Below are 24,354 nucleotides of genomic sequence, written 5' to 3'. Positions count from 1 at the left end.
GGAAAACCCGGGGAGGTTGGACTAGGAGGCGGCTTTACCGGTGGTTGCCTTCAGGACGTAGCGGGAAAGCGGATCCTGCACGTAAGAGAGCACATTGGTCCGGACTGCGTCCGTTGCCTGCTGGTTGACCAACCAGACATTGACGGCCTGGTCCTGGAGGATCTGGCCGGCTTCTGCGTAGAGCTTGTAGCGTGCATCCGTGTCCACGGTCTTTGCAGCATCGGCGATGATCCGGTCAAAATCTGCGTTGCAGAAGTGGCTCAGGTTGTAGGTGCCCTTGCAGGTGTAGTCCGCCGTGAGGAACCCGATGGGGTCCGCGATGTCGATGAGTCGGTTCCGCTGGCTGAGCAGCATGTCATAGTTTCCGGCCAGGACGTCCTGTTCGGCTGCGGCGGACTCTTTCGCTGTGATGGTCACCGGGATGCCGATGTTCTTCAGGTTTTCCTGGACGACGGCGGCCACGTCGGCAAATTCGGCCCGTTCCACAATGGCGATGATTTCCAGGGGGCGGTCAGCGGTGTAGCCGGCGCTGGCGAGCAGCGCTTTCGCAGCCTCGATGTCCTGCTGCTGCTTTTCGGACTTCTGTCCTGCCCACGGCTCTGAGGCTGCGAACGGTCCGGTGGACGGTTGGGCAGAACCTTCGTACACGCTGGCTGCCAAGGAATCGAGGTCGATGGCGTCGCGGATGGCTTTGCGGACGTCGACGCGGTCCAGCGGTGCCCGGCCATTGTTGAGGTAGAGGGTGGCCGTCCGGGGGGAATCTGAGCTGACAACCGAGACGTTACTGTCGGCCTTCAGCACGGAAAGGCTTGCCGCCGGAATGGACATGGAGATGTCGGCTTCGCCGGTCTGCACCTGCGCTGCCCGGGTGGCGCCGTTGGTGATGAAGCGGATTTCGGCGCCGGCAAGTTGGACATCGCCGCCCCAGTAGTCCGTGTTGCGGTCCAACGTCAGGGACTGCTTCGGCTTCTCGGAAACGGGAGTAAACGGCCCGGTGCAGTGGCCAAACGGGTCCACTCCGTTGGCCGTGTACGCGGCCGGGGCAAGGATTCCGGTGTTGACGCTGGCGAGCCGGTACGGAATCAGCGGGCTTTCGGTCGGCGTGCTGATCCTGACAGTGTCTGCATTGACGGCGGTGACGCTGCTGACCATGGTCCGGTTAAAGGCCCGCGCGGGAACTTGGGCGTCCAGGACGTGGTTCAGTGCCGAGACTACGGTGTCGGCAGTGAGCGCCGTGCCGTCCTGGAACTTTACGCCCTGCCGGATGCTGAAGTCCCACTCAAGTGCGGAGGTCTGCTTCCATTCCGTTGCCAGCATGGGCTTGATCTTGCCCTCGGCCTGGTCGTAGGTGGTCAGCGTTTCGAGGCAGCCAGACAGTGAGAGAATGTAGGCAGCATCGGATTCGACGGCCCAGTTGGCTACGGGGGCCCTGAAGTTGTCCACCACGATTCGCTGGCTGGTGTCAGCCTGCGCTGAGCTCTGTTGCGGCTGGGCTGGGCTGCCGCTGAAACCGCAACCGGTGAGAGCCAATACGGCTGCCGTGGCCATCAGGGCGCGGGCACGGAGATTGATACGCACGGGGAACCGCCTTGCAAGGTCGCCGTCTCTGGACGGCGAGGGGAAATGGGTCGAGAACTTAGGTTAGTCTATCCTTCGAAAAGTTTGGAATTGGTGCCGCCTGACGCGCCTGGAGGATGGTTTCTGCCTGTTGTGATGAAAAACGTGGCTGTTGCTGCCGAAACGGATGCACCGTGAGCCGGCCAGGCGGGCAGCTCGAGAATTCTTTGGCAGGCCTGCTCCTGCCCACCCAGCTGGTATTCAATATCGGCTTCTACGCGGTGGTCCCCTTCCTTGCCCTGGTGATGACCGACGACCTTGGCCTTGGCGCGGCAGCCGTAGGCATTGTGCTGGGGGCCCGCACGTTCAGCCAGCAGGGCATGTTTCTTTTCGGCGGGGTCATTGCCGATCGCTGGGGTGCCCGGCGCAGTATTCTGGTGGGCTGCATCATCCGGGCGCTCGGTTATCTGGGCCTTGCTGTCGCAGATAACTTCTGGCTTTTTCTGCTGAGCGCAATCCTCACCGGAATTGGCGGTGCGTTCTTTTCGCCCGCGCTGGAAGGACTGATCGGCACCATCGATCGAGCCCGGACCCGCAAAGCAGATGCACTGGCCGGCGAACGCCCACCCCGCAGGACATTGTTCGCCTGGTTGGTCTTCTTTGGGGAAATCGGGGCGGTGACAGGTCCGCTGGTGGGGGTTGCCCTGCAGGGTTACGGATTCAACGTCATTGCAGGTGGTGCAGCCGCACTCTTCCTAGCTGTCGGAATTATCCTTTGGCTGCTACTTCCCCGGCATGCCGACGAAGCGGTCCACGGTTCCCGGCCGGAGCCTGCTGCCCCGAAGCCGGCAGTCAACCATGACCGATCCCCGGCGCTGGCTGCTTTCGCCTGCCTGCGGGACCGGTCCTTCGTCATGTTCGCGGTATTGTTCAGCGTAAACCTGCTGGCCTACAACCAGCTCTACTTCGCCCTCCCACTGGAGCTTGGCCAGGATGGTGCGGGCACTGGGACCTTGGCTGCTTTGTTCACTCTGGCGTCCGTGCTGACCATAGCCTTGCAGCTTCCGTTGTCGGCATTGGTGGCCCGCATTGGGCCCGCTCCGGCGTTGCGGGCCGGCTTCGCCTGCACGGGGCTTGGCTTCGTGGCCGTCGCCTTGCTGGGAAGCACCGGGCTGCATCTTGCACCGGGACTTCCCGTACTTACCGGCCCTGTGGTGTTCGTGGTTATGCTCAGTCTTGGGCACATGCTCGTCAGGCCGGTGGGGCTGCAACAGGTCCACCATTTCGCCGGCTCCAGACCGATGAGCGCGTATTACGGCCTGCTCGCCAGCTGTGGGGGCGTGGCAGTCCTCCTTGGCAACATCATTACCGGCGCGCTGCGGGACGTAGCTGGTGGTGCCAGCGGCTGGTTGCTGCTGGCCCTACTGGCCGGCGTTTCGGCGGCCGTGATGCCACACCGGCTGCCCAAACATGCAGCCGCAGACCAGCACGCTGCAGCGCTGACCAGCGACCCAGATCTGCAGGCCTAGTCCACCCAGACCAGCGGTTCGTTGGTGTCTGCCGCCAACTCGCCAAACTCCCAAGTGTGCGTGGCCGTGTTGGCCGCGTAGGGGAGCACCGCGGCAAAAACCGAGCCGTCGCTGTGCTCAGCAGCCACGGAGATGGCGTCCGATTCCTCATCCACCAGGTAGGTATCGCACACCAGGGCAGCGGCCCGGAGTTCGTCCCGGTTCTGCCGCAGCAGCGCCTGGATGTCCAGGATCATGGCTTCGGCGTCGAAATCCGCGTCCGCTGCGTCATCGGCGTCGGCTGGCGCCACGGTCATCAGTCGCACCTCTCCATCCTTGAGGACGGTCAAGGCGAAGGGCAGGAAGCCGCCGTTGCGTTGGAGTTGCTCCTGGGCTGCGCTGATGCCCGTGCCCAGGAGGTTTTCCAGATCTATGGCACTGGCTTCCGGCACGGAGTCGCGCCACGAGAGGGAATCGTGCGGCTCGTTAATGGGTTCAGCCACGTAGGTCAGGCCCGGACCTGCGCCAGGACGCGATCCCGGATGCGTTCCATGGTGGCCCGGTCCACGGCCTCGGCGTTGAGCCGCAGGAACGGTTCAGTGTTGGAAGGACGCAGGTTGAACCAGTAGCTGCCGTCATTCGCCGTGAACGTGCTGCCGTCCATGGTGTCGATGGTGATGTCCTCGGCAGTGAAGTCCTGCCGGACGCGCTCCACGGCACCGGCCTTGTCTTCGATTTCGGAGTTGATTTCACCTGAGCTGATGTAGGGCTCGTACTCGCGGCCCAGATCCGAGAGCGGGCCGTCCTGCTCGCCAAGCGCTGCCAGGACGTGCATGGCGGCGAGCATGCCGGTGTCTGCATTCCAGAAGTCACGGAAATAGAAGTGCGCCGAGTGCTCGCCGCCAAAGACAGCGCCTTCCTCGGCCATGACGGCCTTGATGAAGGAATGGCCTACGCGCGTCCGGACAGCCCGGCCGCCGTCGGCCGCCACGAGTTCGGGCACCGCCCGGGACGTGAGCAGGTTGTGGATGATGGTGGGAGTGGCTTCGCCTAGGGCTTTGGCGCGCGAAATTTCGCGCCGGGCCACCATGCCGGTGATGGCCGATGGCGAGACGGGCTCGCCCTTTTCATCGATCACAAAGCAGCGGTCGGCGTCACCGTCGAAGGCCAGGCCAATATCCGCACCGTGAGCCAGGACTGCAGCCTGCAGGTCGAGGAGGTTTTCCGGCTCCAGCGGGTTGGCCGGATGGTTGGGGAAGGACCCATCCAGCTCGAAGTACAGCGGAACGATGTGGAACGGCAGCTTCGGCAGCAACGTGTCGCCCAGGACCGCAGGCGTGGTCAGGCCAGCCATGCCGTTGCCGGCATCAACGACGATTTTAAGCGGGCGTGAGCCGGACAGGTCAACCAATTTGCGCAGGTACTCGGCGTAGTCCTTGAGGACGTCCCGGACGCCGATCTGACCACGCGTTGCGGCCGCCGGAATGGAACTGGTGTTGAGGTACTGCTCGGCCAAGGCCTGGATGTCTTTGAGGCCGGTCTCGGAGGAGATGGGCACGGCCCCGGCTTTGGACATCTTGATGCCGTTGTAGCCGGCGGGGTTGTGACTCGCGGTGAAGGTGGCGCCGGCGCGGTTGAGGAACCCGGACGCGAAGTAGAGCTCGTCAGTGGAGATCAGGTCGAGTAGTTCCACGTTGGCACCGCGCGTTGCTGCACCGTTGGCGAAGGCCTTACTGAATTCCGGTGAGGACGGGCGCATGTCGCCGCCAACCAAAATGGTTTCGCCTTCAAGCTGGAGGATATCCACAAACGCGGCCCCCACGGCTTCGACGATTTCGGCCGTGATGGACTCGCCCACAATGCCACGGACGTCGTAGGCCTTGAAGGATGCCGAGAGATCGAAAGTCTTTGTCTGTTCGCTAGTCACGGGCTTTATCTTACGTGGGGCGGGCGGACAGCCGGTCCTGCGCCAGGCCTATGTGGAAATGTTGCGATTCCGGCCATATGGCAGTGAGACGTTTTCCACATGGCAACACCCGGCGCTGCTGCGTGTCAGTGCCGGCTGAGATACTGAATCAATGGTCACTAACCAGCACGCCTCGTTCGCTTCCCCTGCCACCGCCGCCCATCAGGACGGTGCTGTGACGCCTGCAGGCAGTACTCACGCCCAGGCGTTGGACGTCCTGCGTGAGTTGGTGGGCCATCCGGAAGCTGCGTTCCATGATGGCCAGTTTGAAGCCATCGAGGCATTGGTCGACGGCGGCCGGCGGGCTTTGGTGGTCCAGCGGACGGGCTGGGGGAAATCGGCGGTGTACTTTGTGGCTTCCCTGCTCTTGCGGCGCCGGGGTGCCGGGCCAACCCTGATCGTGTCGCCGCTGCTGGCGCTCATGCGGGACCAGGTGGCAGCAGCGGCGCGGGCCGGGGTGAAGGCTGTTGCCATCAACTCCGCCAACCAGCTGGAATGGGATGCTGTCCGCCAACAGTTGGCGGCGGATGAAGTGGATGTCTTGTTGGTCTCGCCGGAGCGGCTCACCAACCCAGCTTTCCGTGAGACGCAACTGCCTGAGCTGATCCGCCGGACCGGACTGTTGGTGATCGATGAGGCACACTGCATCTCGGACTGGGGCCATGACTTCCGTCCTGACTACCGCCGGATCGCCGACCTCATCACCCAACTTCCGCAGTCCGTTCCGGTCTTGGCCACCACGGCCACCGCAAATTCGCGCGTGGTGCATGACATCGAAGAGCAGTTGGGTGCGGGCGTCCTGACTATCCGCGGTGCGTTGGGCCGCGAATCGCTTCGCCTGGGCGTCCTCTCACTGCCAGATTCCCGGCAACGCCTGGGCTGGCTGCTCACCCACCTGTCCGAGCTTCCGGGCAGCGGCATCATCTACACCCTCACCGTCTCCGCAGCCGAGGACACTGCCCGGCTCTTGGCGGAAGCTGGCCACAAGGTCCTCTCCTACACCGGGCGGACCGACCCCGCGGACCGGGAGCGCGCCGAGCAACTCCTCAAGGACAACGAGGTCAAAGCCCTGGTAGCAACCTCGGCGCTGGGCATGGGGTTCGACAAGCCCGATCTCGGGTTTGTGGTGCACCTAGGCGCACCATCCTCGCCGGTGGCGTACTACCAGCAGGTTGGCCGTGCTGGCCGTGGGGCTGCAAACGCTGACGTGCTCTTGCTGCCGGGTTCTGAGGACAGGGACATCTGGCAGTACTTCGCCACAGCTTCCATGCCATCCGAGGAGAAAGCCGCCGCCGTGCTCACGGCGCTGGCTGAGGCTGGCGCCGCCGTCTCCACGGTGGCACTGGAAGCACGGGTGGACCTTCGCCGCACCCCTCTGGAACTGCTGCTGAAGGTGTTGAGTGTCGACGGCGCGGTGGAACGGGTCGGCGGCGGGTGGCGTTCCACCGGCCAACCATGGATTTACGACGCCGAGCGGTACCAGCGCATTGCCGAGGCCAGGGTGGATGAGCAGGATTCCATGGTCATCTACCAAGACACCGCCGGTTGCCGGATGGAGTACATCACCTCAGTCCTCGACGACGAGACGGCGCACGCCTGCGGTAAATGCGACAACTGCGCTGGCCGCTGGTTCCCTACGGACGTGGCAGCAGACGCTACTTCCGCCGCGGGACAGACTCTCAGCCGTGCGGGCGGACCGTTGGAGGCTCGGCTGCAGTGGCCCAGCGGCATGGACCGGCTGGGCGTCCCCGTGAAGGGAAAGCTCAAGGCTGGCGAAGGACTCTCGGAAGGACGCGTCTTGGCGCGGTTGACCGATCTTGGCTGGGGCGGAGCCTTGCGTGGCCTGTTCGCTGCTGGTGCGGAAGACCGGGAAGTTGACCCCGCCATGTTGCAGGCCTGCGTCCAGGTCCTTCGTGAATGGGGGACAGGAGACAGCCGCACTTCGGACTGGAGCGGTGCGGGGCGGCCCGCAGCGATCGTCAGCATTCCTTCCCGCAGCAAGCCGCGGCTGGTGGGATCCTTGGCACGCGGCATCTCTGACATTGGCCGCATCCCCTACCTGGGCGAGCTGGACCTCGCACACGGTGGCCCCACCGGGTCCCGCGGCGGCAACAGTGCTTACCGGTTGGCCGGGGTGTGGGAACGACTCGTGGTGGGGCCTGAACTCGCCGCCTCACTCGCAGGCGTGCAGGGGCAAAGCGTCATGCTGATCGATGACCTGGTGGACAGCCGTTGGACGGTGACCGTTGCCGGCCGCGCGCTCCTGCAGGCTGGTGCAGGGGCCGTCTTGCCCTTGGTTCTGGCGCAGGCCGGCTAAGGGGGACGCTGGTCCTGGCGCGAGCTGGTTGAGAAGTACCAAGGTCCTGGCGCGGGCTGGCTGAGCGGCGCCAACTAGGGGTTGTGAGCGCTGTCTGTTCTGGTTGTGCCGGCCGCGCCAGCTTTGGCGTGGGCTGCCGCGTCCCGTTTCGCGCGGCTGACCGCTGCACCTGCGTGCCGCGGGAGCAGTGCGCTGTCCACCGTGCTGACCAGCAGCAACGCCGCCATGATCAAGAACGTCACGCGAAACGCTCCGGCGCCGTCCGCGGGGTAGGCCGAGACGCCGTCGAACAACCGGATCAGCAAGGCCGCCACGGCGATTCCGGCGCCGGTGGCGAGTTGGCTGAGAGTGGCGGACACCGTGTTGGCCGACGTCAGGTGAGCGGGAACGATGTCTGCGTACTGCAGCGAGGCGTAGGCGGAGAAACCGATGGACCGGAACGCGCCGCTGCAGACCAGCAACGCGAAGATCAAGACATTAGGTGTGTCAGGAGTCAGGAAGGCGCACAGCACGAACGTCACCGCCGCCGCGAGCGACGCGAACACCAGGATTGCCTTGAAGCCAAAGCGCTGGATGAGGGGAGTGGTGGCCGGTTTGATGCCGATGTTACCAATGAACACTGCCGCCACCATGATGCCGGCCTGCAACGGGGTCCAGCCGAAGCCCGTCTGGAACATGAGTGGCAACAGGAACGGCGCCGAGTTGATGGTGAGCCGGTAGATGAACCCGCCCGTGGCCATGGCCCGGAACGTGCGGGTGCGGAAAACGTCCAGGTCAAACAAGGGATTCGGCGTCCGGCGCATCCAGAGCACGGCGCCGATCAAAGCGGCCGCGCCCGTGGCGGCAGAGATGGCCGCCCACGGCGAATCCGAGTGGCCGTTGGTCAGCTCGAGGCCCACCACCAACGCCCCCACACCCACGGTCGTGAGAATCATGCCCAGCCAATCGAGCCTGCGCTCGCGGTTGCCGGGGGAGACCGGGACCAATCGGAGGGCGGCAATAAAGGCAGCTGCACCGAGGGGCAGGTTCATCAGGAAGATCCAGTGCCACGATAGATACGTGGTGAGCGCGCCACCCACGAGCGGTGCCAGGACGGGAGCCAGCAAACCCGGCCAGACCAGGAAGGCCGTGGCGCGCAGGAGCTCCGATTTGGGTGTGCCACGCAGGACCACTACGGTGCCAACAGGAACCATCATGGCGCCACCTGCGCCTTGGACGATGCGGCTCACGGTGAGGGTGGCCAGGTCGGGGCTGAGGGCGCAGGCCAGCGAGGCCAGTGTGAAAACTGCCAAGGCAGTACAGAACACGCGGCGGGCCCCAAATCGTTCCGCCAGCCAGCCGCTGATGGGGATTCCCACCGCCACAGTCAGTAGGTAGGCAGTCATGGTGATGTTGACGTCGGCAGGGGCCACACCGAATTCCGCGGAGATACTGGGGATGGCGGTGGCCAGGATGGTGCCGTCAAGGAACTCCATGAAAAACGCGGCGGCCACCAGGAGCGCCAGCCGTGGGTTCCAGGCCTGCTGGACGTCCGGCACGGCGGCCGGTGGATTGCTTGCTGACATTCGAGTATCTTTCCACCGCTGGCGGGCTGACGGGGTGCCGCGTCCGGCTGCCGGACGCGTGGGCTGAGCGGAAGATGCGGAAGGTCAGCTGGCGGACGTCGCCGATTCCGCCGTCGTCGTGGCCGCCCAACTGGCCAGCAGTTTGAGTTGGCCTTCGTGCACGGAACCGGGCTCCGCGGTGTACGAGCTGATTTCGTGGATGGCGCGGGGGATGTTGGGCAGCGCGAGAGTCTGGTACGTCAGCTCGAGGTAGCCCACCACCGGGTGCTGCAGGCGTTTGGCTCCCTCGTGCCGGAACCGGATGTCGTGCGAGGCCCACAGCGCGCAAAATTCGGGGCTGAGGGTGGACAATTCACCGACCAGCTCGCGCAGGGCCTTGTCGTTGGGCTCCCGGCCAGCCTCGGCGCGGAGCAGGGCAGCCGTTGCGGCGGCGCCGCCTTCCCAGTCGACGAAAAAGTCCCGGGCCGCAGGATCGAGGAAATGGAAGCGGGCAAAGTTCGGGTGGCGGTGTTCAGTGGTGGTACTGCTGGCGTACATCAGGGCATGCAGCGCCCGGCCCAGTTGGTTGGAGGCGATCACATCGAGTCGACCATTGCGGACAAAGGCCGCCGACATGGTCATGGAGTCGAGCAACCAGCCGATGGGCGCAGCCACCGCATCGTCCTTGCGGCGGGTAGCCGTCCGTTTTGATGGGCGGGCGGCGCGGGCGAGTTCGAAGAGGTAGGCGCGCTCTTCATCACTGAGGTTCAGGGCACGCGCCACGGCATTCAGGACGTCGTCGGACACGCCGCTGATGTTGCCCTTCTCCAGCCGCGCGTACCACTCGGTGCTGACTCCTGCGAGTACGGCGACTTCTTCGCGCCGCAGGCCAGGAACACGACGTCGGCTCCCGGAGGGCAGTCCCACCTGCTCCGGTTGGATCTTGGCGCGGCGGCTGGCGAGGAAGTCACGGATGTCGGCGCGGTTGGCTGGCAGATTGTCCATTCATTCACCATAACGCCGGTAGGGGTGGCGGAAGGAGGTTGAGTTAGTTCACCTCTGGCGTGCTGGCCCTGCGGCAAACTCCCGTGCTCGCAGATAGAAGGGGTACAGGTACTACCCCGGATAAGCGCGGCCTTCTACCTCCGGCACAATGGGGTTCAAATGGATCTCAGGGATCATCCACCACACCAGTTAGAGGAGCATTCGCATGCCGACGCAGGCAACGCACAACCAGAGCGGTACCGGCGCGGCGAGGACTCCGCCCTCGCGCGCCGGCAGGCCCAAACTTCCACTGGTCGTCTACGTCTTGGCGTTGGGGACGTTCCTGATGCTGACCAGCGAATTCGTTGTTGCAGGCATCCTCCCGCAGATTGCGGGTGACCTCGGCGTTACCGTCGCCCAGGCAGGGCTGCTGATTACTGTCTTCGCCATCGGAATGGTGGTGGGAGCGCCAGTCATGGCATTGCTGACCCTGCGCCTTTCCAAGCGACTGACCCTGATTCTGGCCCTTGTGGTGTTCGTGGCGGGCCATGTTGTGGTGGCGCTGGGCCCCGATTTCACGGTGCTGCTGGTGGCGCGTTTTGTCAGCGCCTTGGCCACGGGAGCGTTTTGGGCAGTATCAGCGGTGGTGGCCACCCGGGCTGCAGGTCCGTCGTCAGGCGCCCGAGCCGTGGGTGTGGTGGGCGCCGGTGGCGCCCTCGCGACCGTCCTCGGCGTTCCGCTGGGAGCGATGGTGGCTCAGCTGGTTGGCTGGCGGGGTACCTTCTGGGCGTTGGCTGTTGCCGCCGTCGTCGCCGCTGTCTTGGTGGCACGGCTGGTACCGCGCGACGCCGCAGGTCACCAGAGCGCCTCCATCCGGAAGGAACTGGCAGGCTTACGGTCCGGTAAGTTGTGGCTGGCGCTGGCCGCCTGCGCCACAACAAGTGGCGGCGTGCTTTCTGCCTATACCTACATCGCCACCATCCTCACTGACCAGGCGGGGGTGACGGCGGCGCTGGTTCCGCTGGTACTGACGGGGTTTGGAGTCGGTTCGGTGCTTGGCACCTTGATCGCCAGCCGCCTCGGCGATGCCCACCCCGGTGCTGTCACCATCGTCACCCCGGCCGTGACCACCGTGTTGCTCCTGGGCATCAGCGTTTCCTCCGGCGCACCGTGGCTCACCAGCGGTTTGGTGTTGCTCCTGGGGTTGTTTGGCCTCAGCGCCAACAGCGTCCTTATCCACCTGTCCGTGAGCTTCGCCGGTGAAGCCGCAACCCTTGGCTCTGCGTTGGCGGTCTCCGCGTTCAACGCCGGCACGGCCGTGGGCACAGCCATTGCGGCGGTAGCCCTGACGTCCTCGTTGGGGACCGGTGGGCCCGCGCTGGTGGGAACGTTCGTGGTGGCACTCACGCTGATCCCCACCGTGATCTTGGCGCTCGGTCGGCGGAGTCCGCGGCTCGAGTCCTAAGCTTGTTCGCAGATCAGAGCCTTCAAGCTTAGGATCTGCGAACAAGCTTAGGAATGCTCGCTTTGGAGGGTTAGCGGCCAAAATGTGTGTATGGGATTGGCTTGGTTGCCTGTGTTCGTCTGGGTTGTAGGGGCATGCACATGCTTTGAAAGCATGTGGAGTGAGGGTTCCATCAAATCGACCACGTTGTGGTGTATGTGCTCAGAAGCTTGTGAAGAATGGTTCGACCAGTGCCGGGCGGACGAGGTGGCGGTGTACGAGGTGCGGGACGTCGAGCACGCAGTCCCGGGTTGATGTCACGAAGAAGGCCGAGTTCTCCGCTTTCATTTCGTGGATCACCGGGACGCAACGCCAAGGCGCGCACGCGGCCTCTGAGCGGACCTTTCGGCGGCGGAGCGCGTGGTGTTGGAACGTTGCCCCAACGGCCGTGGCGACTGGGGAGATCCACCCGGTGATCATGCTTGATGGGACCTATTTCAACGGCTGGTGCGTACTCGTCGCCTATACCGGTGAGCACGTCATTGCCTGGCAGTGGTGCGACCGGGAAAAACACGCCTCCTGGGCTGCGCTCCTGGAACAGATACCGGCTCCGGCAGTCGCCGTCGTCGATGGCCACAAAGGCCTGGAAAGTGCGCTGCGCGAACACTGGCCCGAGACCCGCGTTCAGCGCTGCCTGTTCCATATCCGGCAGAACATCCGCACACACCTGACGATGCGTCCTAAGCTCGATGCCGGCAAGGAATTACTAGCCCTAGCCAAAGCCCTGACCCCCATAACGGATCTTGATCAAGCGGCCGCATGGTCAGGTGAGTTCGCTTCCTGGGAGGCCCGCTGGGAGGGCTTTTTGAAGCACCGGACCTACGCGAAGAACAATGGCGCCAGACCCTCACACATCGGACCGTCCCAAACGTGGTGGTACACCCATCTGGGCCTGCGACGAGCGCGGGGAACCCTCGCTACCGTGGTCAAGGCCGGGCACCTCTTCACCTGGCTGACCAGCGCAACCGAGGGACAGCAAATCGCCCGGACCACCAGCCCACTCGAAGGCGGGATCAACGCCGGACTCAAAGAACTGCTACGCCACCACCGCGGCCTCAGCGAGCACCACGCCATCCGCGCTGTCGACTGGTACCTCTACCACCACACCGAAGCACCCCAAGACCCCTAGAACCTCGTGAAACCACACCACTGGAAACCCCAAAAGAAAGCAAAACCAACAGCAACAGAAACAGGGACCCCCGCCCTCTACGACACAGCCTTCAGCTACGAAGACGGCAACGGAATCCAACAAGGCTGGGCAGGAAGAACCCGATGACACGCCCGCGCCATACACACATTCTGACCGCTAACCCGCTTTGGACGCATTCGCCAGGCAAACAAAACACCCCCAGTCTGAAGACTGGGGGTGTTGTTGCTGTCCGGGGACAACATAATTGGCGGAGACGGGGGGATTTGAACCCCCGGTGGAGTTGTGCCCCACACTTCATTAGCAGTGAAGCCCATTCGGCCGCTCTGGCACGTCTCCATCCGCTATTCCTAGCCCACCAAGAATACGCAGATGAAGGCACGCAGCGCAAAACGGCAGCAGTTATCACCCGCCGGCCAGTGTCCGCCACAGGAAGTGCTGGCTGCGGGCTTGCAGGGCGGCGGCTTGCCGGTTGTCGGAGGCGCCGGCGTGGCCGCCCTCGAGTGCCTCGTGGAACCACACGTTGGGGATGCCCATGGCCAGCATCCGTGCCGCCATCTTCCGCGCCTGCACCGGGCCTACCCGGTCATCGGAGGTGGCGGTCCAGATGAACGTTTCCGGGTACTCCACCCCGTCCTTGAGCAGGTGATATGGCGAAAACGTGCGGATGTACTCCCACTGCTCGGCCACGTCCGGGTCGCCGTATTCCGCGATCCACGAATGCCCGGCCGAGAGTTTGGTGTACCGGCGCATGTCCAGCAGCGGCACACCGCAGGAAACGGCGCCGAACAGGTCCGGGTAGCTGGTGAGCATGTTGCCCACCAGCAGGCCGCCGTTCGATCCGCCCACGCAGCCCAGCCGCTCCCGCGACGTGACACCGCGCGAAATGAGGTCGCGTGCCACGGCGGCGAAGTCCTCGTAGGCGCGGTGCCGGTTCTCCTTCAGCGCGGCACGGTGCCACGACGGCCCGTATTCGCCGCCGCCGCGGATGTTCGCCACCACATACACGCCGCCGCGAGCGTGCTCCGGTTCCGCAGCTGAGGTTCGGCGTTCCAGCCAGGCCCTGCCCACCGCGCCGCTGTAAGCGGGCGTGCGGGAGACCTCGAACCCGCCGTAGCCCGAGAGCTGCGTCGGGTTCTGCCCGTCCAGGACCAGCCCCCGCGCGGCGATCTGGAAATACGGAACCCGGGTGCCGTCCTCGGACACGGCGAAATGCTGCTGCACTTCGTAGTCCTGGTCCGCAAAGTACGACGGCGAGGTCTTCACCACCGCGTGCCGGCTCAGGACGGCGGATGTACTGGAGTCCGGGCCGGGCGTTCCAGCGTCCCGCGGAGAAGCGTGCTGGGGGTAGTGAAGCCCGTGGCGACAAGCCAGAAATCGTCGCCTGCACCGGCGTCGGAATCCTCGTCGTCCACGGCGAAAGCGTTCACGTCGTGCAGGGGTGGGCACGCGTCCAGCAGGGTGGACTGCCAGGCCGAGTCCGTTCCGGGAGTTGCCGGGTCCAGCACGCGGATCTCGGAGGATACGTCCTTGAGCAGGTTCAACAGCAGGAAATTCTGGGTCCAACTCCAGGACTGCAAGGATGTGGACGAGTCCGGCTTGAACAGCACCAAGAGCTCCCGTCCACCCGCAAGGTAGCCCTCGAAGCCTGCTGCCAACAACGAGCCCGCCGGATAAGTGGTCCCTAAAACCGTCCAGTCCTGCTGTGGGCGGAAAAGCAGCCATTCCCGGTGCGCACTGACGTTCACGTCCGTGGGCACGTCGATTTCCAGCCACGCTCCGTCGCGAAGCAGCAGGTTCCGCCGGTTGAAGAAGTCGATGTAATCCACCGCGAAGGTGCGCTCGTACCCGGGCGTGGAATCGTGTGCCACGCTCGCCAGCATGTGGTCTGCAGGAACGTCGAAAAGCTGTGGGGCCGAGGCCAGGGCCTCGCCGCGCTTGAGGGTCACTGCGGTCCGGGCATACGAGGAAGCGGTTTTGGGCAGGCCGTCGGCGGTTGAGGAGACCAGCAGCGTATCGGCATCCAGCCAGGATGCATTGCCTTTCGCTGTAGGCAGGTCGAAGCCGCCCGCCGCCGGATCCACGAAGCCGCGGAGCTCGACGTCGTACTCCCGGTACCTGTTGGCGTCCCCACCATCGGGGGACAGCGCCACCAAAGCTCGCCGATGCTCCTGGCCCGGCGCCGGGCGCAGGAACGTGGCGCCGTGGAACACCCACTCCTCACCCTCTGCGGCGGCGAGCGCGTCAATGTCGAGCAGCACCTCCCACTCCGGAACTTCGGAGCAGTAGCTCTCCCAGCTGGTCCGCCGCCACAGGCCCTTGGGGTTCTGCTGGTCCTTCCAGAAGTTGTAGTACCAGTCCCCGCGCTTACCCACCATGGCGATCCGGTCGGTGGAGTCCAAAACTTCCAGAATGCTGGCCTCCAAGGTGGCGTAATCTGCGTCCACCAGGAGGTCCTCGGTCCGCGAGTTCTGCTCCCTGACCCACGCCAATTGGTCTTCGCCGTAAATGTCCTCGAGCCAGGCATTTTCGTCGGTGGGCTCCGGCGCCGCGTTGTGGGCGGGCGTTGCGTCAGCTGCTGTGGTGGTCATGCGCCCATCCAAACAACACTTTCCGGCTGCAGGCAAGTCAAGCGTTCAGCCCTCAGCGGATACGCTGGGTGCCGTGGAAATAACGCAGAAGCGCCGGGCTGTGATCATCGGCGCCGGACCCCGGGGGACCAGCGTGCTGGAGCGGTTGCTGGCGCACGCAGCCCTGCAGCCTGCCGTCCAGTTGCACGTCGACGTGGTGGACCCCTACCCGGCCGGCCCCGGCCACGTCTGGCAGCCGGACCAGTCGCGCCTCTTCCTGATGAACACCCAGTCCTTCTACCCCACCCTGATTCCCGAGGACCCAGAGCTGCCCGCCCCCGTGGCCGGTGGCACCTTCGACCAGTGGCGGGTACGCCAGCGCCGCCAGCTGGACGCCGCGCTGACCCCTGCCGAGCGCGCCGAACTGGCGGACCTCGAATCCACCGATTTTCCCAGCCGCGCCCTCTACGGCCGGTACCTTCGCAACACCCTCGAGGAACTGCTGGCCCACGCCCCGGCCAACGTCACTGTCGCCTTCTCCCGCACCACCGCAGCGTCGGTTCGGCGTCGCGTGGATGGAATGTTCGACGTCGGCCTGGCCGCCGGCGAAACCCTCGCCGCGCCGTCCGTGGTCCTCGCCTTGGGCCATATCCCGTCCCGACTCAATCCGGAACAACGCGACCTGCAGGACGCTGCTAGGCACCTGGGCCTGCAGTACTTTCCGCCGGCGGTCCCCGCCGACGTCGAATGGGCATCCATTCCAGCGGGCGAACCGGTGCTGGTGCGCGGCATGGGGCTGAACTTCTTCGACACTTTGGGCCAGCTGACCGAGGGCCGCGGCGGTAGCTTCGTCGCCGCTGGCGGGCGTCTGGCCTACCAACCGTCTGGCCGGGAACCGCACATCATCGCCGCCTCCCGCCGCGGCACCCCCTACCGGACCAAGGCGGCGTTGGACGGCTACTACCCGCGGTCCGTGACCTTGCGCTACTTCACCGCCGACGCCCTGGCACGGTTGGCCACGGCCGGCATCCAGCCCAGCTTCGATATCGACCTGTGGCCCCTGCTGCACCGCGACACGCTGTGGGCCTACTATGCCACCCTGGTGCGTGCGCAGCCCGGGGCCGTCCAAGACGTCGCCGCGTTCCTGGCCGCCCTCGAAGAAGCCCTGCACCCGCACGCGCACAGCGCAGTGAACTGGGAGGACGCCGTCGAAAGCGTCCTGGCCGTGCACGTGGGACCGCGGCACCGGCTGGACCTGCTGGGCCTGGCGGCGCCGCTGAAGGGCCGATCTTTTCCGGACCGTGGCGCGTTGGACGCCGCCGTGGTGGACTATCTGCTTGACGACGCCCGTCGGTCAGCGCTGGGCGAAGATGACCCCGTCAAGATGGCCATCGGCGCGCTGCATCACGGCCGCGCACTGCTCAAGTCGGCAGTGGCCGACGGCGGCATCACCGAGGCGTCCTGGGTTGCCGGCCTGCGGGGCTGGTTCGAGTCCTTCGTGGAAGGCCTGGCCAGCGGCCCGCCGGCGATCCGAGCCGAGCAATTGGCCGCCCTCGCCCAGGCGGGGGTAGTCAGCTTCACCGGGCCGGACCCTAAATTCGGGATTGACCGGGGCGAACAGGCATTCACTGTCGCCTCGCCGTGGGTGGGCGGTCCGCCCTTGCAGGCCAAGACCATGGTGGAAGCGCTGGCGCCGGGAAACCGGGTGGCCGCCAACGATTCGCCGCTGCTGGCCCAGTTGCTCGCCGACGGGTTGGTGCGGCCCCGCCTGATGATGGCCGCCGAGGGCGTACCGGTGCAGTCCACCGGACTGGACGTGCAGGCGCACCCGTACCGTCCGGTTTCCGAGTTTGGCGCAGTGAGTGAGGGATTGTACGTTTTGGGCCTGCAGCTTTCCTCGACCCAGTGGGGTACCGCCATTGCCGCGGAGGCGCACCAGGCGGACGGTCCCACCTACCCCAGCGGGCAACGCACCTTGCGCGACGCGGACGAGATCGCGCAGGCCATTCTGGCCAGCTAGGAATACTGCCTTAACGTACAACGCCCGTTCACCTCAGTGAACGGGCGTTGTACGTCAGCGGCTTGGCTAGCCGCGCAAGCACACCTGGTACTGGATCCAGGCGATACCGTAGCGGATCCAGCCGAGCACGTCGTACCACTTGGTGGGTGCGATCGGAGCCTTGCACACCGGTGCCGGCGGCTTGACCGTTGCCACCTTGACCGCGGCCTTCACCACGGTTCCGGACTCGGCAGCGGTAAGGACCAGCGTGCCGATACCAGCAGCAGCCCCGGCCGGAACCGGCAGGCTGACCGTGGCGGCGCCCGCCGTGACAGGAACCGTTCCCAGCTGCGTGACCTTACCGGCGGCGTCGGTAAAGACGGCCGCCAGGGTCTTGTTGGCAGGGCTGCCCAACGAGGTCAGGTCCAGCTTGGAGATGGCCAGCGCCATCGGCTCGCCGGGCTTGACCTCTGCAGCGGTGGTGTTGACCACTGCCACGGACCGCCGGGCAAAGTCCGGTGCCACGGGGCTGCTCTTCTTCAGGTAGCTGATCCAGGCATCCCGGTCCACCAGGCCCGAGTCCTTGGTATTGGTGCCATCCTTGAACACCCGGAAGTTGTCCCCGCCTGTTGCCAGGAAGTTGAACGTACCGATCCGGTAGGACTTCGCCGGGTCGATCAGGGCACCGTTGACACGGATGGACGTGATCCGGTCACCTGCGGCGCGGGCGGCGTCGTAGGTGTAGTTCACATTCTTCGACAGGCCCAGCTGCTGGTAGGCGCGGCTGGGAACCGTGCCATCCGGGTTGGTCTGCCACTGCTGCTCCAGGAGCGTCTTCACCTGCGCGCCGGTCAGCGACGTGGTCCACAGGTTATTCACGAACGGCAACACCGCGTTGGCCTCGGCGAACGTGATGGTGCCGTCCGGTGCGTAGTACAACTCGTTCCGCAGGCCGCCAGGATTGACGACGCCGATCTCGGCGCCACCCAGCTCGGCGGACTTCAGCGTATCCACCAGGGAGTCCGCCACCAGGTTGCCCAGGGTGGACTCGCTGGCACGATCATCGCGCTTGGCGGGACCACCGGCGGGGTCCGGGGTGAACGCCGTGGTGATGTCCTTGGTGATCGAGCCAATGGGCTGGTTGCCCACCACTGCCGCGTCAGCCAGGGCCTTCTTGACGATCGCATCCACCGCCGCAACGCGGGGGTAGGTAGCGATCAGGTCGGCAGCAGGATCGGTGCTCCGCTTGACGTTGCCAGCCTTGTACGCGGTCACGGACTTGGTGGCAGCGTCCACGGTGAGTTGGATCTGGCCGATGTTCTCGCCGTAGTTACCGGTCTGGACGATCGGGCGGGTCTTGCCCTGCACACCTGGCACGGGAGCGTCCCAGGCGTATTCCTTGTGCGTGTGGCCCGTGAAGATGGCGTCCACGTCAGCGGAGGTTTCGGTGACCAGCTTGGCGAAGGGGCCGCCGGCGGCGACTTCCTGCTCCAGGGTGGCGCCATCCGGAGTACCCGAGCCGGCGCCGTCGTGATTCTCCACGATGATGACGTCGGCCAGCTTCTCGGCCGTGATCTTCGCGGCCACCCGGTTGATAGCGGTGACGGGGTCACCGAACTCGAGGTCGGTGATGCCGCCCGGGGTGACCAGTGACGGGACTTCCTGGGTGACGGTGCCGATCACGGCGACCTTGATGCCGTTCATGTCCAGGACCGTGTACTCCGGCAGGACCGGGGTGGTGGTTCCCTTGGTGTAGACGTTGGCACCCAGGTACGGGAACTTGGCGTTGGCCCTGCCAGCGATGACGCGGTCCCTCAGGTCCGCCCAACCGCCGTCGAACTCGTGGTTGCCCACTGCCGATGCCTTCAGTTCAAGGGTGTTCAGCACATCGATGGTGGGCTGGTCCTTGGCCACGGAGGACGCGAACAGCGACGCGCCAATGTTGTCGCCAGCGGACAGGAACGCCGTGGCGCCCGGCGCTGCAGCAGCCCGGAGCTTCTCGATGGTGCCAGCGAACTGGACGGTGTTGGTGTCGATCCGGCCGTGGAAATCGTTGATACCCAGGAAGTTCAGGTCAACGCTGGCAGGAGTGGACTGCAGGTTCAGGCCTACCACCACGGGATCGTGGTCGCTGGCGCGGAACTGGTTTGCGGCGTAGTAGTCGGTGACGTTGTTGTTGTAGCGGCTGTATTCCAGCGCCACGGACTCCACCGAGTTGATGTTCCAGATATCTGCGCCGGACACCACAGCGTTGGCTGCGGGGGAGGCGATGATGTGGTCCAGTGAGCCCACCAAACCACCGAAGAGGTAGGAGTGCTTGGCGGAACCGTCTGCTTTGCGGGCCTTCTCGTCCTGGTTGACGTAGCCGGCGGTGGTGAAGACATTGATGGGGTCTTCGTGGCCGTAGGAGTTGAAGTCGCCGATCAGGAAGACCTTGTCGGTGCCCTTGGTTGCCTGCAGGCCTTCGGTGAAGGTCAGAAGAGACTTGGCCTGGGCGGTGCGGGCCAGGTTTGATGCGCCCTGGCCTTTGTCCGTGTCATCCGGGGTTGCTGCGGAACCCTTGGACTTGAAGTGGTTGGCGATGGCGATGAACTCGGTGCCGGCGCCACCGCCTACGGGCTTGAAGACCTGGGCAAGCGGCTTGCGGGCCGAGGCGAAGGCGGTGGTGTCGTTGTGGATGATGGACTCGCCCACCGTCTCCACAACTGCTTTCTTGAAGATGAAGGCCGTGCGGATCATGTCTTCATCGGACAGCGGGGGAGCGTTGGCGGGAGTGCGGACGTAGTCCCACACACCCGGGGTCTCGATGTTGAGTGCTTCCACCAGCTTGGCGAGGGCGTCATCGCGGTTCTTGCCGAACTGGGCGGAGTTTTCGATTTCCATCAGGGTGACAACGTCGGCGCCGGCCTTGGTGATGGCGGCGACGATCTTGGCCTGCTGGCGTTCGAAGTTAGCCGCGTTGGCTGCGCCGCGGGCGTTGCAGCCGCCACGAACCGTGATGGGGTTGCCCGCGCGGTCATCGTAGAAGGTGCAGCCGGCCAGCGTGTCCCCGGTGGTGGGGAAGTAGTTCAGCACGTTGAAGGAAGCAATTTTGACGTTGCCGCCCACCGCCTGGGGTGCTTCGGTGCGGGTTGCCCCGAACGACGCCGGCTGGACCGTTCCCTTGTTGGCTGCGGTCAGGTGCGTCAACGGTTGGAACTTCCAGGCGTTGTTGCCGTAGCCCAACACCACGTTGGTGGTGAAGGTCGCCGGCGAGCCCACCCGGACGGGGTCTGCCGTGGTCAGGTAGGGGAGGACCTCGGCCTTGGTACTGGCGTCCTTGAGGAAGTTGGTGGTGGCGCCGTCGTCGAGCTTGATACCGCGTGCAGCGTTATCGGCAACCGCTGCGGTGTACTCAGCCGAGCCGAAAGGCGCGACGGCGGTGGGCTGGACCAGCGGCGTGGTGCCGCCGGCGAGGCCAATTTCGCCGTACTGGTTCAGGGAGTAGTTATCCGTCACCGTCAGCGGGCCCTGCGGCGTGAGCAGCATGCCTTCGAGGGATTCGCGGAAGGTTTCGCTGGCCGGCAGGGTGAAGGTGGTGGCCTTCACCTCGGGGGCGGCCTCGGTGAGCTTGGTCAGCCCGGAGGCTGCGCCTACTGTCAGCTGCGTCAGGCCGAAGTACTCGGACACGGCGCCGGTGACCTGCACGTAGTCGCCCGCCTGGACCGATGCGGCGGTGGTGGGGGAGTAGACGAAGATCCCGTCCGACGCCGAGTGGTTGGCCGCGGTGAGGTCGCCGCCGGTGCCGGGGGTCTGGATGTAGTAGCCGTCCAGTCCGCCGGTGGGGAAGACCGCAGTGACCTTGCCCTTGGTGGTGACGGTGCTGCCCACCAGGGGGCTGTCCGTTCCGGTGCCCTGGATCTCGGCAATGGTCTTGGCCGTGGGGTTCGGCTCGGGATCTGGATCCGGGTCAGGTGTGGTGCCGCCGGCCGGGGTGGGGGTGATGCTGGCGTTGAGGGTGAAGTCCGCGGCGTTGTTGTTGGTGTCCACGCCGTTGGTTCTGTTCAAGGACCGGACATCGGTGTTTCCTGTCGGGGCCGTTGCGGGCGCCGTCTCAAAGGTGTTGGAGGTCCCGTAGCCCAGGATGTCCGCCACGTTGGCGGGTTCCACTTGGCTGCCGGCGGGGACGGCGAGCGCACCGGCCTGCTTGGCGAGGATCAGTGTCCCAGCGCCGCCCGAGGGGTTGATGCCACCAGCCACCAGATCGGCGACGGGCAAGGTAGCGCCATTGGCACCGTTGCTGCCGCCCTGGATCAGGTAGTGGCCTTTGGCCGGGATGCTGCCTGTCAGTGCCGCGACGCCGCTGGGGTTGCCGGTGGATCCGGCTGCGCGGTACTGCAGCGACCAGCCGTTGAGTGACACGGCGGCGTCTGAGGAGTTGTAGAGCTCAACGAACTTGTTTTTGAACGCCGCCCCCGCGCTGCCTCCGCTCAGATAAGCCTCGTTGATGGTGACAGGTGAGGAGCCTGCGGCCGCGGGTGCGGCGTCGACAGCGACGGCGGGCAGCGCTGTCAGGGGAGCTATGACGAGCCCCGCTGACAGGGCTGTCCCCAGCGCTAATTTCCAGGTTGAGTGATGCATGTGCTCCGACTTTCAATGGTTTTGCCCCTGTGGGGACGCTACGGAAAATGGGATTGCCGCCAGGCGTGGTGGCAGTGCTGCGTCCCCCTTGGTCGCAGCCTGGGCCATCACAACAGCCCTACATGAACGCAATGTTGATGGCGCATGCACGGAGGGTATGCCAGACATCACAAAAGACTACCCGTGGGTAGCAACCCCCCGCCCTGGAAAAGGCGGGCCATTTGGGCCAGGACGCGAAAAACCCCGGCCCGCCAGCAGAACTGGCGGACCGGGGTCTCAACGCGGAAGGTAAGAGATTCGAACTCTTGGTACGGGGTTACCGCACACTAGTTTTCAAGACTAGCTCCTTCGGCCGCTCGGACAACCTTCCTCAACGAGTAGTGTTTCATAGGCGCTTGCCTGCAACAAAACAGGACTCGGAACAAACCCGGGCAAACTGGTGGCGGCGCAGTATTCAGTAGGAATGGGAGAGGTCCATGAAAGCGGTCTTTATATCGGAGCCGGGAGGCCCGGAGGTGTTGGAAGTCCGCGACGTCGCCGCACCTGTACCTGGTGTGGGTGAGGTCCTCATCGACGTGGTTGCTGCCGGCCTGAACCGGGCAGATGTCCAGCAACGGCGCGGTTTTTACCCGCCGCCGCCGGGCGCCTCCGACATTCCTGGGCTCGAAGTATCTGGCCGTATCGCCGGTTTTGGTCCCGGCGTTACCAAGCCGTTCTCCCTCGGCGACAAGGTGGTGGCACTGCTCTCCGGCGGAGGTTACGCCCAGCAGGTGGTTGTTGCAGCGGAGCAGGTGCTTCGCGTACCCGATGGTGTGGACTTGATCACTGCCGCGTCGTTGCCGGAGGTGGCCGCCACTGTCTACTCCAACCTGATCATGACGGCGCAGCTCCAGGCCGGCGAAACGGTCCTGATCCACGGCGCCACCGGCGGCATCGGCACGTTTGCCATCCAACTGGCCAAGGCGTTCGGCGCGAAGGTCGCCACCACTGCGGGCACCGACGAAAAGGTCAGCACCGCCACGGCCTTCCTTGGCGCGGACATCGCCATCAACTACGCCGAAGAGGATTTTGCGGAAAGCCTCCGCCAGCAGAACGGTGGACGGGGCGCGGACGTGATCCTCGACGTCGTGGGCGCCAAGTACCTGCGGCAAAACGTCGAGGCGCTCGCCGACTATGGCCGCTTGGTGGTCATTGGGCTGCAGGGCGGCGCCACGGGTGAACTGAACCTGGGCATGCTGCTCGCCAAGCGCGCCGCCGTGATCGGCACGGCGCTGCGGCCCCGGCCGGTGGCGGAGAAGGGTGCCATTATGTCGGCTGTCCGGGATGCGGTGTGGCCGCTGGTTAGTGACGGCCGGATCCGTCCTTTGGTGGCTCGCTCCTTCCCGTTGGAGCAAGTCCGTGCAGCGCACGAATACTTTGATTCCGGGGACCACGTGGGAAAGGTCCTGCTGCTCCTCTAAATACTCGGTATTGCTATCCGAGTGGCATACGGCGTATGCTGAGTGACATACGCCGTATGCACAGGTCTTGGGGGCCTGTGCATACCGGCCGTAGCCCGACAGGAGGAACGCCATGTCCATCCGTCATAGTCTCCTGGCCCTGCTGCAGGACCAGCCCCGCTACGGGTACCAGCTCCGGGTCGAGTTCCAACACCGCACCGGCGCCACATGGCCGCTCAATATCGGGCAGGTCTACACAACGTTGGACCGCCTCGAACGGGATGGGCTGGTGGTCAAGGACGGCGACGACGGCGCTGGCCACGTCATCTACAGCATCACTGCCGCTGGGGCTGCTGAAGTCCGGGGCTGGTTTTCCGCTCCCGTTCCCCGAGATAACCCGCCGCGCAACGAGCTGGCCATCAAATTGGCCCTGGCCGTGACCTTGCCGGGCGTTGATGTACCGGCCACTATTCAGGCTCAACGGGTAGCTTCCATCCGCGCACTGCAGGAGTACACCCGCGCACGTCGTGATGCCACGGCCAGCCAAAGAGCCGGCGATACGGCCTGGCTCCTGGTGCTGGATTCCCTGATCTTCCAGACCGAGGCGGAGGTCCGGTGGCTTGACCTTTGCGAGGCCCGGATGGTGCAGCAGACGCAGGCGTCGATCCCGAACTAGGCCGCGTCGGCGCGCGCTAACGGCCCCGCCGCTCAGCGAAGTGGCCGCCAGGTAGGCGCCCCGGAATAGGTCACACGATTGGGTCTTTTTGATCGCCGCCAACAGGCCTAGCGTGGACGTACGAGCCGTCTTTTCCTGGCGGTGGAACCTACGGAGGAAGCTCATGACAACGCAAGTTGCCGACTGCAGTGTCACCCGTTGCTCGTTCAACGATCATGAGGGCTGCACCGCGCACGCCATCACGGTAGGCGGAGCGGAGGACCACGCCGCCTGCGCCACGTTCATCGATACCGGCACCAACGGAGGACTCTCCAAGGTCCTCGCAGATGTTGGTGCCTGCCAGCGCTCCGAGTGCGTCCACAATGACCACTTGCAGTGCAAGGCCCCCGCCGTGCATGTAGGCCCCGGCGCAGACAACGCCGACTGCCTCACCTACACGCACGCCTGAGCCGAACCAGCCGCCTGGCGCAGGGCCTCCGACCGGACTCCGGCCGGGGGCCCTGCGCACGTTCGGCGACATCCC

General features: G+C 65.1%; 13 protein-coding genes, 2 tRNA genes and 2 pseudogenes. 8 read left to right on the top strand and 9 right to left on the bottom strand.

The window, feature by feature from the left end:
- Positions 1 to 21 precede the first annotated feature (21 nt).
- The gene (locus PSET11_RS08590; RefSeq protein ID WP_238989090.1) at positions 22 to 1,578 is read right to left on the bottom strand and encodes an ABC transporter substrate-binding protein; all 1,557 of its coding nucleotides are present in this window, start codon (positions 1,576 to 1,578) and stop codon (positions 22 to 24) included.
- A 173-nt stretch (positions 1,579 to 1,751) separates the two neighbouring features.
- Between PSET11_RS08590 and PSET11_RS08585 the strand changes: the two genes are divergently transcribed.
- Positions 1,752 to 3,086, top strand: coding sequence for an MFS transporter (locus PSET11_RS08585; protein ID WP_160118975.1), 1,335 nt, complete (start codon positions 1,752 to 1,754; stop codon positions 3,084 to 3,086).
- On the opposite strand, the gene PSET11_RS08580 is transcribed toward PSET11_RS08585, so the two are convergent.
- Both PSET11_RS08580 and PSET11_RS08575 read right to left on the bottom strand, forming a co-directional pair.
- Positions 3,083 to 3,568: a hypothetical protein gene (locus PSET11_RS08580; RefSeq protein ID WP_203415942.1), complete on the bottom strand. Its 486-nt coding sequence runs from the start codon at positions 3,566 to 3,568 to the stop codon at positions 3,083 to 3,085. The two genes, PSET11_RS08585 and PSET11_RS08580, sit on opposite strands and share 4 nt — an antisense overlap.
- Before the next feature lie 5 nt (positions 3,569 to 3,573).
- Complete coding sequence (locus PSET11_RS08575) at positions 3,574 to 4,992, bottom strand: phosphomannomutase/phosphoglucomutase (protein WP_124091684.1); 1,419 nt, start codon at positions 4,990 to 4,992, stop codon at positions 3,574 to 3,576.
- Positions 4,993 to 5,143: 151 nt separating this feature from the next.
- Between PSET11_RS08575 and PSET11_RS08570 the strand changes: the two genes are divergently transcribed.
- On the top strand, positions 5,144 to 7,348 hold the full coding sequence (locus PSET11_RS08570; protein WP_238989089.1) for a RecQ family ATP-dependent DNA helicase: 2,205 nt from the start codon (positions 5,144 to 5,146) through the stop codon (positions 7,346 to 7,348).
- 74 nt (positions 7,349 to 7,422) lie between these two features.
- Here PSET11_RS08570 and PSET11_RS08565 read toward each other — a convergent pair whose 3' ends face one another.
- Positions 7,423 to 8,913, bottom strand: a complete 1,491-nt coding sequence (locus PSET11_RS08565) for an MFS transporter (protein WP_124091683.1) — start codon at positions 8,911 to 8,913, stop codon at positions 7,423 to 7,425.
- An 84-nt stretch (positions 8,914 to 8,997) separates the two neighbouring features.
- Positions 8,998 to 9,897 carry a helix-turn-helix transcriptional regulator gene (locus tag PSET11_RS08560; RefSeq protein WP_124091682.1) on the bottom strand — a complete coding sequence of 300 codons (900 nt, stop codon included), beginning with the start codon at positions 9,895 to 9,897 and terminating at the stop codon, positions 8,998 to 9,000.
- 205 nt (positions 9,898 to 10,102) lie between these two features.
- Between PSET11_RS08560 and PSET11_RS08555 the strand changes: the two genes are divergently transcribed.
- Together PSET11_RS08555 and PSET11_RS08550 are read left to right on the top strand one after the other, a co-directional pair.
- Complete coding sequence (locus PSET11_RS08555) at positions 10,103 to 11,341, top strand: MFS transporter (RefSeq protein WP_124091681.1); 1,239 nt, start codon at positions 10,103 to 10,105, stop codon at positions 11,339 to 11,341.
- Between the two features lie 160 nt (positions 11,342 to 11,501).
- Positions 11,502 to 12,656: pseudogene (locus tag PSET11_RS08550) on the top strand (IS1249 family transposase).
- A gap of 119 nt (positions 12,657 to 12,775) precedes the next feature.
- On the opposite strand, the gene PSET11_RS08545 reads toward PSET11_RS08550, so the two are convergent.
- Positions 12,776 to 12,866: transfer RNA gene (locus PSET11_RS08545), tRNA-Ser, on the bottom strand.
- Positions 12,867 to 12,932: 66 nt separating this feature from the next.
- Positions 12,933 to 15,118 (bottom strand): annotated as a pseudogene (locus tag PSET11_RS08540) (prolyl oligopeptidase family serine peptidase).
- Between the two features lie 73 nt (positions 15,119 to 15,191).
- On the opposite strand from PSET11_RS08540, the gene PSET11_RS08535 reads away from it, so the two are divergent.
- Complete coding sequence (locus PSET11_RS08535) at positions 15,192 to 17,117, top strand: FAD/NAD(P)-binding protein (protein ID WP_203415941.1); 1,926 nt, start codon at positions 15,192 to 15,194, stop codon at positions 17,115 to 17,117.
- A gap of 66 nt (positions 17,118 to 17,183) precedes the next feature.
- Here the strand turns inward: PSET11_RS08535 and PSET11_RS08530 are convergent, their stop codons facing one another.
- Both PSET11_RS08530 and PSET11_RS08525 read right to left on the bottom strand, forming a co-directional pair.
- Positions 17,184 to 21,716: an ExeM/NucH family extracellular endonuclease gene (locus PSET11_RS08530; RefSeq protein ID WP_124091679.1), complete on the bottom strand. Its 4,533-nt coding sequence runs from the start codon at positions 21,714 to 21,716 to the stop codon at positions 17,184 to 17,186.
- 282 nt (positions 21,717 to 21,998) lie between these two features.
- Positions 21,999 to 22,086: transfer RNA gene (locus PSET11_RS08525), tRNA-Ser, on the bottom strand.
- Between the two features lie 106 nt (positions 22,087 to 22,192).
- On the opposite strand from PSET11_RS08525, the gene PSET11_RS08520 reads away from it, so the two are divergent.
- The 3 genes from PSET11_RS08520 to PSET11_RS08510 all read left to right on the top strand — a co-directional run bounded on the left by PSET11_RS08520 (position 22,193) and on the right by PSET11_RS08510 (position 24,279).
- Positions 22,193 to 23,176 (top strand): NAD(P)H-quinone oxidoreductase, encoded by a 984-nt coding sequence (locus tag PSET11_RS08520; RefSeq protein WP_124091678.1) that lies wholly within the window; start codon positions 22,193 to 22,195, stop codon positions 23,174 to 23,176.
- 112 nt (positions 23,177 to 23,288) lie between these two features.
- Positions 23,289 to 23,831: a PadR family transcriptional regulator gene (locus PSET11_RS08515; protein ID WP_124091677.1), complete on the top strand. Its 543-nt coding sequence runs from the start codon at positions 23,289 to 23,291 to the stop codon at positions 23,829 to 23,831.
- Positions 23,832 to 23,994: 163 nt separating this feature from the next.
- Complete coding sequence (locus tag PSET11_RS08510) at positions 23,995 to 24,279, top strand: DUF1540 domain-containing protein (RefSeq protein ID WP_124091676.1); 285 nt, start codon at positions 23,995 to 23,997, stop codon at positions 24,277 to 24,279.
- Positions 24,280 to 24,354: the final 75 nt, after the last annotated feature.

Source organism: Arthrobacter ulcerisalmonis (genome assembly GCF_900609065.1).
GTDB classification, from domain to species: Bacteria; Actinomycetota; Actinomycetes; order Actinomycetales; family Micrococcaceae; genus Arthrobacter; species Arthrobacter ulcerisalmonis.
The sequence above is the reverse complement of the archived record's forward strand: the minus strand, read 5'-3'. Positions and strand labels throughout refer to the sequence as shown.